17 protein-coding genes are annotated in these 16131 nt (G+C 63.9%); 11 read left to right on the top strand and 6 right to left on the bottom strand.

All coding sequences use genetic code 11. The features are described from left to right. Positions 1 to 105 precede the first annotated feature (105 nt). From LAQ73_RS16840 to LAQ73_RS16825, 4 genes are all read left to right on the top strand, one after another. A complete protein-coding gene (locus LAQ73_RS16840) occupies positions 106 to 480 on the top strand; it encodes a helix-turn-helix transcriptional regulator (RefSeq protein WP_224270853.1) in 375 nt (124 codons plus the stop codon). 82 nt (positions 481 to 562) lie between these two features. Then, positions 563 to 892, top strand: coding sequence for a hypothetical protein (locus LAQ73_RS16835; protein ID WP_224270852.1), 330 nt, complete (start codon positions 563 to 565; stop codon positions 890 to 892). Positions 893 to 1113: 221 nt separating this feature from the next. After that, entirely contained in the window at positions 1114 to 2151 is a 1038-nt protein-coding gene (locus LAQ73_RS16830; RefSeq protein ID WP_224270851.1) for a hypothetical protein, read from the top strand. Further along, a complete protein-coding gene (locus LAQ73_RS16825) occupies positions 2148 to 2465 on the top strand; it encodes a hypothetical protein (protein ID WP_317988519.1) in 318 nt (105 codons plus the stop codon). The genes LAQ73_RS16830 and LAQ73_RS16825 overlap by 4 nt, the downstream gene beginning before the upstream one ends. Before the next feature lie 146 nt (positions 2466 to 2611). On the opposite strand, the gene LAQ73_RS16820 is transcribed toward LAQ73_RS16825, so the two are convergent. Next, positions 2612 to 3859 (bottom strand): cytochrome P450, encoded by a 1248-nt coding sequence (locus LAQ73_RS16820; protein ID WP_224270850.1) that lies wholly within the window; start codon positions 3857 to 3859, stop codon positions 2612 to 2614. 168 nt (positions 3860 to 4027) lie between these two features. Beyond that, on the bottom strand, positions 4028 to 4795 hold the full coding sequence (locus tag LAQ73_RS16815) for an enoyl-CoA hydratase/isomerase family protein (protein ID WP_224270849.1): 768 nt from the start codon (positions 4793 to 4795) through the stop codon (positions 4028 to 4030). 116 nt (positions 4796 to 4911) lie between these two features. On the opposite strand from LAQ73_RS16815, the gene LAQ73_RS16810 reads away from it, so the two are divergent. Further along, entirely contained in the window at positions 4912 to 6087 is a 1176-nt protein-coding gene (locus LAQ73_RS16810) for a thiolase domain-containing protein (protein ID WP_224270848.1), read from the top strand. After that, positions 6084 to 7520 carry a zinc ribbon domain-containing protein gene (locus tag LAQ73_RS16805; protein ID WP_224270847.1) on the top strand — a complete coding sequence of 479 codons (1437 nt, stop codon included), beginning with the start codon at positions 6084 to 6086 and terminating at the stop codon, positions 7518 to 7520. The genes LAQ73_RS16810 and LAQ73_RS16805 overlap by 4 nt, the downstream gene beginning before the upstream one ends. Before the next feature lie 49 nt (positions 7521 to 7569). Here LAQ73_RS16805 and LAQ73_RS16800 read toward each other — a convergent pair whose 3' ends face one another. Next, positions 7570 to 8523 carry an MBL fold metallo-hydrolase gene (locus LAQ73_RS16800; protein WP_224270846.1) on the bottom strand — a complete coding sequence of 318 codons (954 nt, stop codon included), beginning with the start codon at positions 8521 to 8523 and terminating at the stop codon, positions 7570 to 7572. 126 nt (positions 8524 to 8649) lie between these two features. On the opposite strand from LAQ73_RS16800, the gene LAQ73_RS16795 reads away from it, so the two are divergent. Together LAQ73_RS16795 and LAQ73_RS16790 are read left to right on the top strand one after the other, a co-directional pair. Beyond that, positions 8650 to 9948, top strand: a complete 1299-nt coding sequence (locus LAQ73_RS16795; RefSeq protein WP_224270845.1) for an MFS transporter — start codon at positions 8650 to 8652, stop codon at positions 9946 to 9948. 401 nt (positions 9949 to 10349) lie between these two features. Next, positions 10350 to 10628 carry a PadR family transcriptional regulator gene (locus tag LAQ73_RS16790; RefSeq protein WP_224270844.1) on the top strand — a complete coding sequence of 93 codons (279 nt, stop codon included), beginning with the start codon at positions 10350 to 10352 and terminating at the stop codon, positions 10626 to 10628. 111 nt (positions 10629 to 10739) lie between these two features. Here the strand turns inward: LAQ73_RS16790 and LAQ73_RS16785 are convergent, their stop codons facing one another. Continuing rightward, positions 10740 to 11711, bottom strand: coding sequence for a diacylglycerol/lipid kinase family protein (locus LAQ73_RS16785; protein WP_425601138.1), 972 nt, complete (start codon positions 11709 to 11711; stop codon positions 10740 to 10742). Between the two features lie 301 nt (positions 11712 to 12012). Between LAQ73_RS16785 and LAQ73_RS16780 the strand changes: the two genes are divergently transcribed. Together LAQ73_RS16780 and LAQ73_RS16775 are read left to right on the top strand one after the other, a co-directional pair. Beyond that, positions 12013 to 12660 (top strand): hypothetical protein, encoded by a 648-nt coding sequence (locus LAQ73_RS16780; protein WP_224270842.1) that lies wholly within the window; start codon positions 12013 to 12015, stop codon positions 12658 to 12660. A 178-nt stretch (positions 12661 to 12838) separates the two neighbouring features. Next, the gene (locus LAQ73_RS16775; protein WP_224270841.1) at positions 12839 to 13408 is read left to right on the top strand and encodes a halocyanin domain-containing protein; all 570 of its coding nucleotides are present in this window, start codon (positions 12839 to 12841) and stop codon (positions 13406 to 13408) included. A gap of 255 nt (positions 13409 to 13663) precedes the next feature. On the opposite strand, the gene LAQ73_RS16770 is transcribed toward LAQ73_RS16775, so the two are convergent. Further along, entirely contained in the window at positions 13664 to 13987 is a 324-nt protein-coding gene (locus LAQ73_RS16770; protein WP_224270840.1) for a DUF7853 family protein, read from the bottom strand. Positions 13988 to 14110: 123 nt separating this feature from the next. Further along, the gene (locus LAQ73_RS16765; RefSeq protein WP_224270839.1) at positions 14111 to 14350 is read right to left on the bottom strand and encodes a DUF7120 family protein; all 240 of its coding nucleotides are present in this window, start codon (positions 14348 to 14350) and stop codon (positions 14111 to 14113) included. Between the two features lie 201 nt (positions 14351 to 14551). Between LAQ73_RS16765 and LAQ73_RS16760 the strand changes: the two genes are divergently transcribed. Next, entirely contained in the window at positions 14552 to 16003 is a 1452-nt protein-coding gene (locus LAQ73_RS16760; protein ID WP_224270838.1) for an RtcB family protein, read from the top strand. Positions 16004 to 16131 lie beyond the last annotated feature (128 nt).

Genomic DNA, 16131 nt, shown 5'->3' with positions numbered 1-16131 from the left:
ACCTTACGGGCCGACCCCGAGGCAGTCGCGTTTGGTATCAGAGGCCACCTCCCGGGTTCGACGCCCGGGCGCGACCGTGGCGGTTTCGACCGCCAGTGAAATTCGATGCGACGGAACAACCGACAGACGAACGAACCGTGTGTAGTACCACCGGATGCGGCGGCGGTCATCACGCCGCTGACCGGCTTTCAGCGCGATACGCTCTGTATCGTCGCCGCACTCGACGAGACCGCGTCAACAGGCGTCGCCATCTCGGAGGCGCTCGACGAACTTTACGAGGGCGAAGTGACGAACGGACGCGTCTACCAGAACCTTCGGACGCTCGTCGACGCGAACCTGCTAGCGAAGCGCCCGATAGACGGACGGACGAACGCCTACGCCGTCACCGAAACGTCGAGTGACGGCCTTCGTGCGTACGCCGCGTGGACCGACGCGTGTGTGGACACTGTAGGGGAACCGCACCCGTTTTTCGTCGTATGAGACGCTGCGGAATGATAGAGCGAAGCGCCAGTCGCGACGGCGAAAATTACGACGGCGATGGTCGGAATGGGAGTCGTGACGCGTGTTTCTATTGAACGTCGTCGTCGGCTTCGTCGCGAGTTTCCTCGTCGTCGCGCCGATCATTCACATCAGCCTGCACCTCCGGCCGGGGTCGTTTCAGTCCACGTACGAAGATGCGGCCCTCACCGCGGTGCTCGGGATTCTCCTCGGCGGCTTGGTCAGCCTGCTTTTCGGCTGGATTCCGCTCGTCGGGCCGCTTCTCTCACCCGCGGTGTGGGTCGTGGTCGTGAAGCGAGTGACCGACCCCGACTGGCACGTCGCCGCCCTCGTCGGCGGGTTGAGTTGGGCGCTCACCGTCGTCCTCTTCGCAGGCGTCAGACTCGCGGTTTGACCGGCAAACCAACCAGATGACGCCGGACGGTGCGACTCGAAATCGGCTGCCCGATTGGAAACGGGTCCGAACCTCCGGAAACTCCCCAGTCGTCGCCGACAGCCTCTCGAATCGTCGAAAGTGGGCGGTCCGGAACCGTCTCGAACGCATAGCTTGCCGAACGAAGTTTCAAAACTAAACCGATGAATCCGATAGAGACACTGCTCTCGAGAGTCCGAAATATGACGAGTACAGCCACGAAAAAATCCGAACAGACAACCCGACAGTCGACCGCCGACGGCGGTGACGGGTCGGTGTCCCAGCCCCACACTGATAAGTCGCGGTGGACGGAGAACTCATCGAACGACAGGACCGAGACGACCAGTGGTGAGTGGACCGCCGTCGAGAGTCCGGTGGCGAAGACGCTCACCGGCGTCGTTCAGACGAGCGTGGGGCCGTTCGCCGTCGGTACCGGCGGGAAGGTACTCCGTCGTCGCGACGACGGGACGTGGACCGTCGTCGTCCCCGCGGGACCGGCGACGAAGCGGAACAAACTGACAGACGTAGACGTGACCGACGACGGAAAGCGAGTCTGGTTCGCCGGGTCCAGCGGCGCGCTCGGGATGTACGACACCCAAACCGGCGAGAAACACGATTACTCCGGTCCCGGCGGGAAGACGAGCACGTGGGAAGCCATCGCCGTCGGCGGAATAGGCGGGAACGAGCGACTGCTCGTCGCCAACGGGTCGGGCGAAGTGCTTTCGGCGACCATCGACGAGGACGGATGTCCGTCGTTCGGCGAGGTGGTCAAGCCCGGTAGCGGGTCGACGATTCCTGCCCTGGCGTTCGGCGGCGGCGTCACGTACGCCATCGACACGAGCGGCAACGTCTTCGAGCGAACTGCCGACGGGCAAAGCGACGGTGGGTGGTCCGACATCGGTATCGAGAACGCACAGGTAAACTTCCACGACCTCTACGCCTCCGAACGGGCGTTACTCGTCAGCGGCGGTGGCGGACTCGTCTACCGTTACGACCGTCTCTGCGGCGGATGGACGCCCGTCGCCGTCGGCGAGTCGGCGCTGTTCGCAATCGACTGTCGGGACGAGAGCGCCGTCGCCGTCGGCGGTGGGGGCACAATTTACCACCGACAAGCGGACGAAGGGTGGAGCGAACGCTCGTCGCCGGTGGAGTCGAAGCTTCGCTCGGTCGCGCTCGGTGACGTGGACGTCGCCGTCGGAAACGGCGGCGCAATCGTCGAGCGATCCGGGGACGGTCGATGACGCTGGTTCAAGACATTGCACTCGGACTGCTGCAGTTGGTCGCGTTGACGATTCCACCGATTGCCGTCCTCATCAAGATGCTCCGCCGCTCGGAGAACCTGGCGTGGCGGACGCGAAAACTGAGTTTCGGACTCGCAATCGGGAGCGTCGTCTCCTTCATCGCCACAGGTGCCATAGTGGTGCTGTATCTAGTGTCGAGCACGACGCTCCCGCTGCTTCTTCAGGTCGGACTGGCGCTCGCAGTCGTTGGCCTCCTCCCGTTCGCGCTGTTCACGCTCGTCCTCTACCGTGAACACAAGGAGTCCTTTCGGTGATGGTACCGTGGTCTCTTTTCGGCAATGCCCTGTGGTCTCGTGCGGCTGAGCCGTAGGAAGCAGTGCCGACCGAGTGGAGATAGCCGCGAACGCTCTGAGTCGGTGAGTGTCGTCGGCGTCGGTGAGCGTTGCTGATGTCGCCTCCGTTACCGCCTCTCGAACTCGACCGGCAGCGACTCGACGCCGTAGATAAACGAACTCCGCGTCGGCGACAGCTCTGACTCGGCAACTCGGAGTTCGGCGACTCGGTCCAGCAGCTCCGAGAGGACGACTTTTGCTTCGAGACGAGCTAACGGCGCACCGAGACAGTAGTGCGTCCCGTGGCCGAAGCCGAGATGCTGGTTCGGCGCTCGGTCGGGGACGAACGTTCCCGCGTCGTCGAACGTGCGTTCGTCGCGGTTGCCCGACCCGAGCCAGACGACGATTCGGTCTCCCGCTTCGATCGTCGCGTCCTGAACCGCGACGTCTCTCGTAGCGATCCGCGTCATCGCCTGCACCGGCGACCGGTACCGAAGTACCTCCTCGATAGCCGTCGAGAGCGTCCGGTCGTCGCCGCGGACGGCGTCGAACTGTTCGGCCTCGTCGAAGCACCGAATCGCGTTCGTGACGAGATTTGTCGTGGTGATGTTACCGGCGACGAGCAGGAGGATACACGTTCCGAGCGCCTCCTCGCGGGAGAGATGTGACCCGTCGTCGAGTTCGGCGGTGACGATTTGCGAAATGAGGTCGTCGCGCGGGTTCTCGCGGCGGTCCTCGATGAGTTCGAGGAAGTACCATGCCATCTCCATCTGGACCTGTCGCTGTTCGTCGACGTACGCCTGGGCGTCGGTGTCGTCGCTCGCTGCCTCGACCAGCGTATCCGACCACGTCTTGAACTGGTCGCGTTTCTCAGCCGGAACACCGAGTAGTTCGGCGATGACCATCACCGGAAGCGGATAGGCGAGGTCGTCGACGATGTCCATCTCGCCCTCGACGCCGGCGGAGCTCCCTTCGTCGAGCACCTCGTCCAGAATCTCCGCGGTCAACTCCCGTATCCGCGGTTCGAGTTGCCGAATCGCGCGCGGTCGGAACGGGTCGTCGACGACGCCGCGGAGGGCGTCGTGCCGGGGCGGATCCTCGAACAGCATCGTCTGAAGAATCAAACCCTCGCCCTCGTTTTCGGGTTCGACGTAGTCGTTCGCCCGTTCGGGATCGACCGAGAACGTCTCGTCGTCGTCGAGAATCCGTTTCACGTCGTCGTAGCGGAACACGTCCCACGACCCTCGGGACGTGTCGTAACGAACGGGCGCGTCGTCTCGCATCTCTCGGTACCACTCGAACGGATCGAGCCACGACTCACGTCCGGCGAGTTCGTCGGGGAACGCTTGCAGCCCTTGGGGATTAGCTGAACTCATCGGAGAATGTACGAAAGACGGCCCAATCAACGTTCACGAAGAAATCCATCGAAGAGAAGGTAGCGTCAGACGGACAGTAGCGCTATCTCTCCAATCGCTCTGCGACACCGCCGACTTTGTATGTTCGAGTCGTTCGTCTGAGGTGGATAGACCCCACGCTCGCGTGTGCTACTCGAACGTCGGTGACCGACCCTCCAGGAACGCGTCGACGCCCTCCGTGTGCGACTCGGTCCCGTACGCCTGTACTTGGAGATGCGCTTCGCGGTCGAGCCCGTCGCGGAACGGTCGACCGACGTTCTCGTGCAGTCCACGTTTTATCAACGCGAGCGTCTCGGTCGGCTTCGACGCGAGCGTGTCGAGCAGCTCCGAGACGGCGTCGTCTAACTCGTCGCTCGAAACGACGTCGTTGATAAGGCCCATCTCCAGCGCCTCCTCGGCGTCGAACAGTCGCCCGGTCATCGTCAGCTCCTTCGCCCGGCGGAGGCCCACCAACTGCGGTAAGAGCACGGTCCCGCCGCTGTCGGGAATGAGGCCGACGTTGACGAAGACTTCGCCGAACCGGGCGCGCTCGTCGGCGACGACGAAGTCGCAGGCGGCGGCGACGTTCGTCCCCGCACCGACGGCGTCACCGTTGACCTTTGCGACGACCGGGTACGGTGCCGTGAGAACCGTCTCGACGACGGCGTTGAGCGTCTCGCTGACGCGGGTGTACGCCTCCGCGGGCGTCTCCTCTCGGTCGCGCATCGCTTCGAGGTCGCCGCCCGCGCTGAACGCTTTGCCTTCGCCGGTGAGAACGACCGCCCGCGCGTCGTCGTCCGCCGCCGCTTCGAGCGCCGCGACCAACTCCCGCGCCGTCGACTCGGTGAACGCGTTTCGCGCCTCCGGACGGTCGAACGTGAGCGCCCACACGCGTCCATCGACTTCGGTGCGTACCATGCGGAACCCACCGAGCGGTCGATGTTAAACGTGGCCTCCCATTTCGCGATCTGACCGAAAGCCCGGCCTTCGTCGCGTCCTATGGTTTTTTCTCGGTCTCGGTCCCTTCTCGGGATATGACAGAGGCGTACGTCGTCGGCGCGGGGCAGTCACCGTTCGGGTCGTTTCCCGACGAGAGCTATCGCTCCCTGTTCGAGACGGCGTTCGACTGCGCGACGGCGAGCGTCGACGCCGAGTTCGACCCCAAGCGAATCGACGAGGCGTTCGTGGGCACGCTCGGCGTCGGTGGCCGCCAACTCGGCCTGAGCGGGCCGGCGGTGACCGAACACGTCGGTCTCCACGGCATCCCGACGACACGCGTCGAGAACGCCTGTGCCGCCAGCGGCTACGCCTTCAGAAGCGCCGTCGCGTCGGTCCGAGCGGGACTGGCCGACGTGGCGCTGGCCGGCGGATACGAGGTGATGACCGATACGAGTTCGGACCACACGAAGTGGTGGCTCGGCGTCAGCGGCGAGACGGAGTGGGAGCGTCTCTCGGGGACGACCTTTTCCGGCGTGTACGCCCAGATGGCCAGCGCCCACATGAACGAGTACGGAACGACCACGGAGGATCTCTCGCGCGTCGCCGTGAAGAACCACGCCAACGGCGCACGGAATCCGAACGCTCACCTCGGCTTCGAGTGTTCGCTGGAGGATGCGATGGCCGCGCCGACGGTCGCCGACCCGCTGAATCTCTATCATTGCTGTCCGACGACCGACGGCGCGAGCGCCGTCATCGTCGCCAGCGAAGAGGTGGCCTTCGAACTCAGCGACGACCCGGTCCGCGTCGCCGGAATGGGTGCGTCGAGCGGCCACGTCGGTCTCTTTCAGCGCGACACGTTCACGAGCATTCCCGCGACTCGCCGCGCCGCCGAAGCCGCCTACGACGAAGCCGAAATCGGTCCGAGCGACGTCGACGTCGCGGAAGTCCACGACTGCTTCGCCATCGCCGAACTCGTCGCCTACGAGGATCTCGGCTTCTGCGCCGCCGGCGAGAGCGCCACGCTGCTCCGCGAGGGCGTCACCGACCCCGACGGCGAACTCCCGGTCAACACCTCCGGTGGTTTGAAATCGAAGGGTCACCCCATCGGCGCGACCGGCACCGGCCAAATCACAGAGATATTCGAACAACTCCGCGGTGAGGCGCACACGCAGGTCGACAGTCCGCGATACGGCCTCGCGCACAACGTGGGCGGCAGCGGCGGCGGTGCGACGGTCCACCTGTTCGAGCGGGCCGACGGGGGTGAGCGATGAACCGAATCGCCGCCGTCGGGGTCGCACTCCCGCGACTCCGAATTTCGACGGCCGAAATCGCCGACGCGTGGGGTCGGTACTCGGGTGCCGGAATCGAGGAGAAAACCGTCGCGGCAGCCGACGAAGACGCACTGACGCTCGCCGTCGAAGCAGCGGAGTCGGCGCTGACTCGCGGGTCGGTCGCCGCGGCCGACATCTCCGTGATTTCTCTGGCGACGACCACACCGCCACTCGATACGGAGGAGATAGCCCCGCGACTCGTCCGCGCGCTCGGACTACCGCCGTCGACGACGACGCGGACGTTCACACAGAGTACGCTCGCGGGAGCGCAGGCCCTCGATTCGGGGTTCGACGCCGACGGCCCCGCCCTCGTCGTCGCCGCCGACGCTCCCCGCGGCGACCCGGCGGACGCAGACCATCCTTTCGGTGCGGGTGCCGCGGCGTTTCTCCTCACCGAATCGGGGTCCGTCGAACGGCTCGGTTCGGCAAGTCACGTCGACGAACTCGCGGGCATCAGTTACCGCGAACGCGGCACCGACGAACTGCGCGGACTCGACATCACCGGTTACGAGCGAAACACGATTCGAGAGAGCGTGACGAGTGCGGCCGAACGATTAGCCGGGAACGTCAACGGCGTCGACTTCGACGACGCCGCCGTCGACGGCGCAGCGGTGTTCCAACCCGACGCTCGGATGCCCTCGCGTGCGACGGGGAACCTATCGATTCCTCGTGAGGCGCTCGCACGAGGGACCGTCGTCGGCCGGATCGGCGATGCGGGCGCGGCAGGTGTTCCACTCGGACTCGCTGCCGCGTTCGACGCCGCGGACGACGAGGACCGGACGCTTGCGGTCTTCTTCGGTAGCGGTGGCGGCGCGACGGCGATGCTGTTCGAGGGTCGGGTCGAAAGCGGACTCGACGCTGCACTCGATGGTGGCTCCGCGGTTACGTATCCTCAGTACCTCCGCGAGCGCGGCTACGTCGGCACTGTCGACGTCGCCGGCGGCGGCGCACACGTCAGCCTCCCCACCTGGCAGCGCTCGCTCGACCAGCGCTACCGGCTCGCGGCCGGCCGCTGTCCGAAATGCGAGGCGCTCACGTTCCCGCCGGAGGGCGCGTGCGGAACCTGCCACCGCCGCGTCGAGTTCGAACGCGTCGAACTCTCTCGAACCGGTCTCGTCCGTGCGGTCACCGCTATCGGCTACGGCGGCGCGCCGCCGGAGTTCGCCGAACAGCAGCGACGCGACGGGGCGTACGACGTCGCGCTCGTCGAACTCGAACACGGGGGCGAGTCGGTCACGCTGCCGGCGCAACTGACGGACGTCGACTCCGGAACGGTCGGGGTCGGCGACGAGGTTCGGGCGGTCGTCCGGAAACTGTACGAGCAGGAGGGCGTGCCGCGGTACGGCGCGAAGTTCGCACCTATCGAGGAGTGACCTTCTTGCGAGGGTGTCGGTCCGTCGTCCGAATTCACCGGAGTTCGCGTTACGATTCGACCGCGTAGACGACACGTTCCTCGCCCATCCGCTCGATGCGTCCAGTCGACGCCAACGTCGAGAGGTGTGCGGCCGCCTCACCGGCGCCCATCTTCACGTGGATTCCCTGCATCTCGCCAAACAGGTGGGTGGCAACCTGCCACGGGGTGAGCGGACCGTGTTCCTCGACGCAGTCGTACATCCGCTCCGTCCGCGTCTCGTGATGTGATAGAATCTCGTCGATGCGCGAGACGAGCGATAGTAGGGACCCGTGGCCCGGGTACGCCGTCTCCGGTAGATTCGACGTCTTGGCGTGCTCTCGGAGTCGAATTAACGTCTCTCGGTACGTCTGAAGCGCGTCGTCGACGCGGGTGTCGCTGCCGTCGACGTTCGGAGTGTAGGTGGGCAACACCGCGTCACCGACGAACAGCGAATCGCCGCTGCCTTCCTCACCGTTTGCGACGAATGCGGCGTGACCGAGCGTGTGTCCGGGCGTGTGAACCGTTTCGACCCCCGCGACGGCGTCGCCGTCGGTGAGTGCTTCCACCGGATACTCTTCGGGCATCGGAGACGGTCTATCTCCTTCGACTACCGCGTCGACGGTTTCCTCGGGGACGCCCCATTCGGTCAGTCGCCGCGCGTCTCGCCTCACTCGATTCGCTCTCGCCGTCGCGTAGTCTGCGACGAACGGTGCATCGTCCTCGTGCATGTAGAGCGTCGCGCCGCTCGCCTCACAGAGTCGTGGTGCGAGTCCGGCGTGGTCGGCGTGCCAGTGGGTGACGAGAACGGACGACACGTCCGCGAGTTCGAGGCCGGCCTCACCGATGCCGGAGACGAGACGGTCCCACGCCCCGTCGGCCGGCGGGCCCGGGTCGATGAGAACGCCGCGGTCCGGGAGGACGTAGGCGCTGTTCGTTCCCTCTGGACTTCCTTCGCTTACCTCGATTCGGCGGGTTCGACTCACGTTCGCTCGGCTACGTCCGGTCGGATAAAATGAGTGCCGCACGGACCTCGCGTCCCGTTCGCCGCAGGCACGGAGTCTCCTTCCGGTTCACGCAGAACTAACTGCCAAGAACGCTACCGGTCCCGCATGTCGTTCCGTTCGCTGCGGACGCTCCCCCGAGAGGCGCTCGTCGTCTTGAGTCTGGTGAGCGGGTCGCACGTCATCAACCATATGTATCTCGTGCTCTTTCCGCCGATTCTCGGCGTGTTGGCGACGGAGTTCGACGTGACGCTTGCGACGCTCGGGTTCGCGATGGGTGCGCAAGCGTTCGTCAACACCGTCTTTCAGCTGCCGTTCGGCTATCTCTCGGACACGTACGACCGTACGCTCACGCTGAGTCTCTGTCTCGTTCTCGGCAGTCTCGGGGCGTTCGTTCTCGCGGCCGCACCGACGTTCGAGTGGCTCTTGGTCGGACAAATTCTGCTCGGCGTCGGCGTCGCCGGCCACCATCCCGCACATTACCCGCTTCTCGCGGATGCGACGACGAAGACGAATCGCGGTCGAGTGTTCAGCGTCCACGGATTCGCGGGCAACGTCGGCTTCGCCGCCCCGCCGGTGGTCATCGTCGCGCTCACCTCGATTACGGGCCTGAGTTGGCGGCACGCGTTCGCCGTCATCGGGGGCGTCGGACTGCTGTACGCAATTCTCGCGGTGTTCGTCCTACTTCGATACGTTCCCCGGACCGTCCGTCGCCCGAACGTAGTAAACGATTCAGTCGCAGGGGGAGACGCGACGTCGACGGAGACGCCGTCGCTGGCAGACAGACTGCGTTCGGGGGTCGTCGCGTTGCTCGACTCGCCGAAGATCCTCGCACTCGGACTGTTGGCGCTCGTCGCCTCGACGGCGATGTGGGGAATCACGTCGTTCGTCGTCACGTTGCTCGAGCAGGGATACGGCGTGGAATCGTCGACGGCGAGTCTCACCCTCTCGGTGATGTTCGGCGTCGGAGCAGTGTTCATGCTCGTCGGCGGCGACCTCTCGGACCGCTTTGCGCCCGCTCCGCTCATCCTGGGTAGCTACGTCCTCGTCGCCGCGTTCGTCGTGCTGCTCGCGTCGTTCGTCCTCCCGCCGTCCGCCGCCGTCGTCGCCGCTGTGGTCGGCGGGAGCGTCGGGAGTCTGAGCACACCTGCCCGCGACAAACTGGCGGACGTCCTCTCGGCACGGGCGGACCTCGGGCGGAACTTCGCCGTCGTCACTGTTGGCATCATGGTCGGCAGCACCGTCGCACCGCCGCTTTTCGGCGTCCTCATCGAAGTGTTCGGTTTCCGAGTCGCGTTCGCATCCATCGCCGTCGTCGCGCTCGGCGTCGCTGCGGTCGCCGGCGGCATCGTCGTCAGATGGGGCGACGGCTACAGCCTCAGTGAACCTGCGACTGCGGGAGATTGACGGATTTGAAGGGGAATGGCGGGGTGTGCTCGCGGTGTCTGGAATCGACTACGACTGCGCGAACGCCTCCGAGACGAAGTTGCCGAACGTTGACGTTCCGCGAATTCGCACAGTTTGTAGGGCTGCAAGGTATAGTATCGCGACTGTCGAAGTCAGCAGACGTGAATCCACTTCCCCCTTGACACCAGATTGGGCGAGATCAGGTACACTTCGACAGTCAACTAACGGATAAATTACGGATATCATGAGAGTACTGCTTGTCATTACCGGACCGGCGGTATCTCTCCGAATCGACCGACGGCGAGTGGTCGACTGAAGCTCCGTCATTTATCAATTTCAATAATTGTATGCGAAACACGACTTTACGAGCAACTTTACGTAGGACTCTGGTTCGGTAGCCTATGAACGACCTCAGCGGCTTTCAACGCGACCTGCTGTGGGTAATCGCAGGCAAAGAACAACCGTCGGGCCAAGAAGTGAAAACTGAGTTAGAAGAGTACGTCGAGGGTGAGATCAACCACGGCCGACTGTACCCGAATCTCGACACGCTCGTGAACAAATCGTACGTCGATAAGGGTCCGATAGACCGCCGAACCAACTACTACGCGATAACCGAGAAGGGACGCGAGAGCCTTCGGACGCGACGAGACTGGGAGAACCAGTACGTCTCGCTGGAGTGACGGGCCCGTTCGGAGTTTTTGATAACTCATAGCGTTGTTCTCTCGGCCTCCGACTCCATTTCTCGACGCGACGACCGGTCAGAGAGTCGACTCTGGCGTAGTTACCGCCCCTCAGTGAGGGTTTGATTCGTAGGTCGGGCCGACAGCTACTGAGAGCGTCCGCGGTTTGGAGTAGAGGACAAGCTGTTCGTGATTGCTCACTTCACCGTCGAGACTGAACACGATTGTCTCGCTCGTCCGTCCCTCGACGGTCAGTTGACTCGCGCGGAGGTGGACGACGTGTTCCGTTCCTTTGCCGAACACACGATGGGCAGCGGCCTCGGCGAGAACGTTCTGCGGCGGCATCTCCTCGACGATGACGACGTCGAACAGTCCGTCCTCGCTGTTCGCCTGCCCGCCTTCTTTGGCGAACTGTCGGACGTTGCCGACGAGCGCACAGAGCGCTTCCCCGCTCCACGTCGTCTCCTCGCCCTGCGAGATCGCTTCGACCTCTAACTGCAGGCTCTCGAACTCCATCGACTTCTTGATACCCGTGTAGAGAAACGCGAGCGATCCGAGACGTTCTTTCAGCTCGGTGTTCGTCGCTGTACTGGCTTCGGCGGTCAGTCCGGCGACCGCCGAGACGATAAACGGTTCCTCGCCCGCCATCCCGAGGTCGATTCGCCGCTTCTCGCCGTTTTCGAGGAGATTGAACCCCGATTCCATATCTTCGACGCCGACGTTTCGCGCGAAGATGTTGGCGGTCCCGACGGGAACGATACCGATAGTCACGTCATCGAGCGCGTCGGCTTCGAACAGTCCCGTGACGACTTCGTGAAGGGTTCCATCTCCTCCGGCGACGGCGAGTCGACGAACGTCGTCCTCGACGGCCGCGCGTGCAAGCGTCGTCGCGTCTCCCGGTCCAGTGGTCTCGACGACGTCGTATCCGTACTCGTCGGCCAGCGCGTGAACTGTCTCTATGTGCTCGCCCCCGCCGCTCGTCGGGTTCATGACGACACGCCGGTGTCCGTTCGCGCCGACGAGCCGTGAGGAGTCGTCTCGCGTCCGTGCTGGTCGGGAACCCTCGTCGTTCACGTGCACCATTCGTCGCCCGAGGTGAAAACGGTGTTCCGTCTCCCGTCGTCAACGACACAGACCGATGAGAGGCGAATCTGGAGACCAAACCTTGTCTGTGTGACAGCTCTTTAAACGATGTCAGTGTCGACAGTGGAACTCGTCGGATGATGTCATTCGCGCGTTAGACTCTCCTCTCGCCAGATTTGGTTCAGCTGTCTGAGTATCCGATGTGCTGTAATGTAAGAATATTGATTGTTATGGCGGTCGTTACGCTATCATGGTATCTACTACCATTACACCACGACAGACTCGTCCGTCGACGTCCCCGATGTCACGCCGGACGTTCCTTCGGGCCTCTGGGGGTCTCTTGGCGCTCGGTACACTCGGCGGGACGTCGATAGCATCCGTCACAGCCCAGAACGCCAGCCAGGTGTTCGTCGGGACGCAGTCCACCGACATCGACACCATCGACCCGCTCTCCGGGCAGTCGCTCGGAATCCAGTCGTTCCAGCACTCGGCGACGTTCATAGCCTCTGCACCCGTCTCCGACGGCGTCTCCGTCGAAACGAACCCGTTCAACCTCGTCGCCGGGGCCGACGACAAGAGCGCTCCGGGGGCCGTCGACGTCTGGTCTGCGGCCGTCTCGGAAGTCCCGTTCGACCCGACGATTCCGAACCCGAATCCCGGTCCGCTCTTGTTGCAGTACTGGGAGATTCAGGGTAACCAGCAACTGACCGAGTTCTCCGGAACGCTCGTCAACTCCCATCGCGACAAGGCCGTCGTGCCGAATCTCGTCAACGCACCGACGGTGGTCGCACCGGGAATTCCGCCGCTTCCGTTCCCGAAGGCCATCGCCGAAGGGGCGGTGCTGCAAGGCATCACGGACGGTACATCGGTGACGATGGTCGTTCAGGGGACGACCGTCGACCAGGCGAATCCGTTCATCTCGCGCATCGACGCGACCAGAGTTCAGTAGGCTCTCGTCGCCGATGAACAGCAGTCCGGCGACGACGAGCAGTCCGGTCGCAAGGAGGGCCGCGAAGACGAACAGACTCCACGAGCATATCCGCTCACATACTATTTTCGACGACCGGGCTACACCCTCACGTGCACGCTTAGGAAGCGTTATGAGTGCTGTTCGTCGAAGCCCGCACATGGTCTCGAACGCTTTTTTGGACTCCGACACGGGGATGACGCGCCGCCGAGTTCTCGCGCTCGCGGCGGTAACCGGCGGTGCGTCGTTCGCGGGGTGTCTCGACGAGACGTCGTCGACTCCGGGCGGTGGTGACGGGACGAACGAATCCGTCGGTTCCACCGGTTCCGACGACTCCGAGGGCTCCGATTCGACCGCCGGCGGCGACGCCGCCGATTCGAAGGCCACGGTCGACGAGTGGATGAGTGACGGACGCAACTACGACGGCATCGTCGACGAAACGGGGACCGACCGCGTCACTGTCAGAGTGGGTGCTGACTCCGCGAACGGACCGTACGCCTACGACCCGGCGGCGGTTCGCGTCTCTCCGGGAACGACCGTCGTCTGGGAGTGGGTCGCCGCCAGCGGCGCGCACAATGTCGTCGAACAGGACGGAGCGTTCGAGAGTCAACTGTACTCTACCGGCGACGCGACGTTCGAGTACACCGCCGACGAACCGGGAACGTATCTGTACTACTGTACACCACATCGCGAACTGGGGATGAAAGGTGCCGTCGTCGTCGAGTCGTAACCCTCATAGCGACTGTTCCGGAGTCGACCAATCACTCTCGTCTGGCAGTGACGACGAGCCCGACGCCTACCAGTTCGGGCACCGCCGCCACGATCCGGATGTGCTGTCGAGGATGAACCAACTTCCATCGACGCTGCGCACCAGCGCGTTGCTGATTGCTGCCGCGATTACGAACAGTATCGCCCCGACGCCCGCGCGTCGCTCCTTCGGATTCTCGCTCGGTGTTTGCAATGAGAGTCGCCGAGAGACCGCTCGCTACCGAAGAACCGACTCTCCGTGGACGCGGTCGATTCGGTCGGCCAACGCTCGCGCCACCGGTCGGTCGGCGTCGGGCGCGGTGTCGTTTCGCGCGTGGAACCGACATCTGAACCGGAGTTTCTCCAGTTCGAAGGCGGTGAACGCGAACGTCCCCGCTTCGACCTTCTCGGCGAGGGCGATTTCGACGACCGGCTTCGGAAGTTCCGTGTCATCGCCGCTTGCGACGTCAATATACTCGGTGAGGACGTGGTGGACCACCCACTGCTCTTCGAGGCTCAGTTCGAGTTCGACCGTTGGCGCGTCGTTGGTTATTGAGGGCATCGTTTCGTTCTGTTACGGTAACTGGTTAGCGGTCCTACTACCTAAATCTTTGCTAACGTATGTCATGGGTGGATGACTCACTCGATTCAGACGCAGACACCCGAAAAGGATACGCGGAATCGGTCAGAAGGTTTGCTCGTCGCCCTCGTCGCGCATGGCCGGATCCTTTTGATCGGTCACCGCCTGGTTGAACAGTCCTTCCTCCATCTGGGGGTCGTCGTCCTCGACGGTGTCGTACGTGGAGATACCCATCGAGAGCAACTCCTCCATGGCTTTCTGGCGAGTCAGGAACTCCCCCTGTTCGACGAGCAGATCGATACGGTCGGAGAGATCGTCCGGCAGCGTCAGTTCGACTCTGGACATACGAGGACGATAAGAGGGTTCGAGCATAAAGGTGGCACGCTATCGTTCTGATTTTTTGTTATTCATAAAATATTTCATTACAATCCTGATAACAAGTTTGCCGAGCCACTCTCAGCTCCCGTGGTCTGTCGACACCGTGCAGTAGAATCTCTCACACGGGCCAAGTTGATAACCGACCACTGCGAGCAACGGATAGGAACCATGCCGATAGAGTTGACCGGGGAGTACACCACTGCCCGCGTGATGGTCGACGACGAGAGTCTCGTCGAGGACGGCTGTTTGGAGCAGATACAGACGCTCGTCGATCACCCGGCGTTCACCGAACCAGTGCGCGTGATGCCGGACACCCACTGGGGGGCGGGTGCACCGATCGGATTCACGATGCCGTTGGGCGAGCGAGTCGTCCCGAACATCGTCGGCGTCGACATCGGATGCGGGATGTGTGCGACGAACCTCGGCGACGACCTCCCGCTGTCGGACGCCGAACGCGAGCGGCGCGTCCGCGACGCCGTCCCGATGGGACAGGACGTCCACGACTACGACGACGCGCCGCACCTCGTCGATGAGTTCCCGTTCGAGCGGACGAACGAGCGCTTCGAGCGGTTCGACGCCGCCTACCGCGAGCAGTTCGGCGAGCCGATCGACCCCATCGAGTTCGAGTTCGACGGCTACGACGGGGAGTACTTCAAGTCTCTCTGCCGGCGCGTGCTCGCGGGCCGCCGCCCGTCGATGGGCCACATCATCCAGAGCGCGGGAACGCTCGGCGGCGGCAACCACTTCGTCGAGTTCGCTCACACGCGCGACTCGGGTGAGTACTGGCTCGTCATCCACAGCGGCTCTCGGTACCTCGGACTGGCGGTCGCGCAGTACTGGCAGCGTCGAGCCTCCGAGTATCGCGCCGCCGACGTCATCCGCGAGTCCATCGCCGAGGGCGACGAGCGCTTCCTGAAGTTCGACCCGGAGACGGTGAGCGACGCAGACCTCTTCGAGTGGGTTACCGGCGGGAAAGGAGAGTCGTTCATCCGCAAAGACCGCGTCCGCGAGGCGTTCGACGGGAAGGACATCGAGCACGCGTTCGACAGACTCGCCGGCATCCGACCATCGACCGACGGGGACCGCCCGCAGTCCGACCTCGACTGGCTGGAAGGGAGAGAGGCCCACGGCTACTTCGTCGACATGCTGTTCGCCCAGCAGTACGCCCGGTGGAACCGCGACCGGATGAGCGACGCCGTCTGCGAGGCGCTCGGCGTCGACGCCGTCGACCGCTTCCAGTCGACGCACAACTTCATCGACTTCCGCGACCTGACGATCCGAAAGGGAGCGACCCCGGCGCGGGAGGGGCAGCGACTGGTCGTCCCGTTCAACATGGCCGACGGGTCGATACTCGCCCGCGGGAAAGGCAACGAGGCGTACCACTCGACGGCTCCACACGGCGCGGGCCGGGTGATGAGTCGGACCGCCGCCTTCGAGACGCTCTCGCTCGACGAGTTCGACGAGGCGATGGACGGCATCTACTCGGAGTCGGTCGTCGAGTCGGTACTCGACGAAGCGCCGATGGCGTACAAATCCGCCGATGCCATCGCAGCGGCGCTGGAACCGACGGCCGAAATCGTCGAGCGACTAGACGTCGTGCATAATCTCAAAGCGAAGTAGTCGAGTTCACGACGTTGACTGTGGTCGTTTCGCCTCGACCGGACGATTCCGGCAGGCCCGACAGCCGAACAATAAGTTCACGTACCCCGTCATTCCCCTCACCTCTCCTCTTCGGTCCGCCGACCGCG

The sequence above is a fragment of the Haloprofundus salinisoli genome, from assembly GCF_020097815.1.
Classification (GTDB): Archaea; Halobacteriota; Halobacteria; order Halobacteriales; family Haloferacaceae; genus Haloprofundus; species Haloprofundus salinisoli.
Note: the sequence above shows the minus strand (reverse complement) of the source record. Positions and strands in the feature narration are given on the sequence as shown.